General features: G+C 69.0%; 2 protein-coding genes. Both read left to right on the forward strand.

Annotated elements, in window-relative coordinates:
* Positions 1–1,070 precede the first annotated feature (1,070 nt).
* A complete protein-coding gene (locus N4G66_RS44905; RefSeq protein WP_261710110.1) occupies positions 1,071–1,730 on the forward strand; it encodes a hypothetical protein in 660 nt (219 codons plus the stop codon).
* A gap of 299 nt (positions 1,731–2,029) precedes the next feature.
* On the forward strand, positions 2,030–2,482 hold the full coding sequence (locus N4G66_RS44910) for a hypothetical protein (protein WP_261710111.1): 453 nt from the start codon (positions 2,030–2,032) through the stop codon (positions 2,480–2,482).
* Positions 2,483–3,076: the final 594 nt, after the last annotated feature.

Consider the following 3,076-nt stretch of genomic DNA (forward strand, 5'->3'; position numbering starts at 1 on the left):
TTCTGACCAGCCAGAATGCGCACAGTAACGCGTGCCGGGATCAGCGATCATGCGGGGGTCCATATGTTTTTGGTCAAGGAACACCCGACCGCTTTTGGACACGGGGTCGTCGATGTGGTCGGGCAGGGTCGCGGAGGGGATCACCCAGTCAGGCCGCTGACAGTGTGCCCGGCGGGGTGGCCCGGGACGGTGGTCGTCCGTAGCTTGGGCTGGGCCAGCGGGCCGGTGTGGCGTCGGCCACGGACGAACCGTCTGGGCAAGGGGTGGTCAAGGGGCAGAACGGACGCTGCGGGCTGGGTGAGCAGTCTGCGGCCAAGGGGTGCTGGTGCAGAGTGGCGCCCGTCCCGCTCGTGCCGGATGTGTGCGGGACGGGCCAGTAGCTGCCCTCCGGCCCGGGCCGGAGGGCAGCGAGGACGATCCCGTGCCCTCACCCGCTGTCCCTTGTCCCGGCTTCGCCCGTCCGGGATCCTGGAGCCCAGCCCGTCTCCGTAGTGTCGTCGCGATCTGTCGTGTCGGCGATGTCCAACCCGGTTCCGCGCACTGCGGCCGGAGTTGGGCGTGCCCTGGTGAGTTCCTACCGCTGGCGCTTGTGGTCCCACTGCCGAAGCCACTTCCGCGCTCGGCATCCGCCTGGCCCGTGTTTCCCCTGGGCACCGGGGATTTCCGGAGCTGAGCCGCTTGCCACAACCCTCTTCTCTCCTCCACACACTGACGAGCTCCTGGGATATGGGCGGGGCGGGGTGTCAGTGGTGGGGGAGAGCAGCGGGTTCGGGGCCTGGTGTTCTCCGCCGCCGGGCCCGCCCGGCGGTGCCCGGCCGGGCACAGACGGCCGGAGGGGGACAGCTGATGCCGGGCAAGAGCAAGACGTACAAGGCCGGATCGTCGAAGTTCCGCTGCCCAATCGCACCGTGCCCGCATCGCCCTGACGCGGCGTGGCCACCGCGGTCACCGAGCTGAGCGGAGACCTGGTAGTCGACGGAGGACTCGTTGTGCACACGGGCAGTACCAGCGAGTACGTTGTCCCTCGTATCCAGTGATCATGGCTGGATACAGGCGTAGGAGGACGCGACATGCACGGGCGTACGCTCACGAATACCGCCGCAGGACTTGCCGCGGCGGCCCTGTTCCTGGGTGCCGCCGCCTGCGCCGGCGGCACAGGCGGCCGGGACGAGAAGGGCCGCAAGGCAGCCGCGTGCGTCCAGGGCACGTACGCCTGGACCGGCGTCGTGCGTGAGCAGAGGCTGACCGGGCTCGCCGACCCGATCACGCTGGAGAAGGGGACGGACTCCGTCTCGGGTGTGATCAGACCGTTGAAGGGCGTCACCTACAAGCCACACGTGACGTCCACGGCCCCCGGGGTCCGCGCGGCGGACGCCATCAAGGCGCTCGGCAGGCATCTCGGGACGGAGGAACCCCTCGGGGGTCCCTCGGAGTCGGCCGAGCCGGAGAAGACCCCCACCCACTTCGACTACGACGTCGGGGACCTCACGGGGTCCTACTACGCGTGGAACTCCGTCGGTCTCGTCGAGGCTGACTTCACGTACACCTGCCGCGGCGGCGCCGCCAAGCCGGTCAGGGGCCATGTAGTGACGTGGGAGACGGTCGGAGGCGGCTTCCTGTCCTGCGGCGACCACGTCCCCGAGGACCCCTTCAGAAAGACCGACGTTGCCGCGCGTGCCGCCGCCCGCAAGCTCTGCCCCGCCGGTTCACGGGCGGCTCAGAGCGCCTGATCACGAGGCCGGGAGGGGCCTCCCGCGGGTCCTCGCGCCCGCATCCTGCAGACGACCGCTGGCCGCGAGGCCTGGCTCTATCGGTGAGTCCTGGGTTCCGGCACGGCTCTTGGGGTGGCGGCTGGGACCATGCAGGCGTCATCACCTGGTGAAGAACGGTAAGGCCTACGTGAGCGCGCACAACCACACCGTCTGAACCAGCGCCTGGACGTCTCCATCAACAGCAAGAAGGGCACATGGGCGGACATCTTCCACGTCATACCGGGGTACCGCATTCACCCAAGAACCGTGTTTGGGCGGTGACTGTCGCGCTGGCTGTCCTGGCAGTGGCCGCCACCACCTGGTGGCTGCTGCGGGACCCCGCTCCCTACACCCTGCGGAAGACGCCTGCGGTGCAGGTCACCGTCCACGCCGTGAAGTCGGAGTACCCCGAGGCCAAGGAGCTCGTCGGCGACGTCGATCTGCTGGTCAAGGTGTACGTCCAGCGTCTTGAAGCCGGGGACTCCACCGAACTGGCAGGCATCGGCGCCCCCTGGTACACCGGCCGGGAACGTGCGGCACAGCAGCTGATCAACCGGTACGGGGCCCACGCCGGCGAACCGGTCGAAGCCCTCGTGCAGGACCCCGTTGTGCCCTACCTCGCAGGCGTCGAACTGCGTTTCGGCAACGGGCAGCGGCAGGTGCTGCACCTCACCCGCGACGGCGACGCCTGGTGGCTGCAACTGGGACACGGTGACCCCGTGGCTCCCTAAACGCCGACATCACTCGAATACGACCAGCCGTCCGCGACCTCCTCGCAGGCGGCGGCTGGTCGTCGTAGGCCCCCGAGTCCGACGGCAAGAGATGGGCCCACGTTGGCGACCGCCCCCTCTGCGCCGTGCGATGCGGGACGCGTTCGTGGTTCTGGAGGAGGGGCGGTCGCGGTCACGAAGCGACAACGCCTCCGTGGACCAAGGCCCACATCCCCTGCAACAACCCGTCCGACAACCGTCCGCGCCCGCTCCCGCGCCTGTCCGCGAATGCGCAGGTCACCATGCTGGTTCGGCCGTGGTCGTGAGGCCGACATCCCCTCTACGCCCCCGAGTCCACGCCCCACAGCAGGAAGAACAGAGAAGTGGGTGGGTGGGACAGGTCCCGGGCGCCGGGCGAGGGGATCGGGCACTGGTGGTGCTCCTCGCGCGCGACGCCGGGCAGACAAGCCGCCCGACCGGGGATGCCGGGACATAGATAGGCGCGTTCCCTGGTTGCTGACTTCTTCAGCAGGCTGCTGAAGCCAGTGTGACGTCAGTCGGGTTACTGGCGGGCGCACCACCGTTTAATGCGCTGCAGGGCTGACCACACACCTC

Origin of the sequence: Streptomyces rhizosphaerihabitans, from assembly GCF_025399795.1 — a bacterium.
GTDB classification, from domain to species: domain Bacteria; phylum Actinomycetota; class Actinomycetes; order Streptomycetales; family Streptomycetaceae; genus Streptomyces; species Streptomyces rhizosphaerihabitans.

Bases quoted from the DNA above. Each gene is read 5' to 3' on its own strand.
- N4G66_RS44905 (WP_261710110.1), top strand. From the start codon at position 1,071: ATGCACGGGCGTACGCTCACGAATACCGCCGCAGGACTTGCCGCGGCG.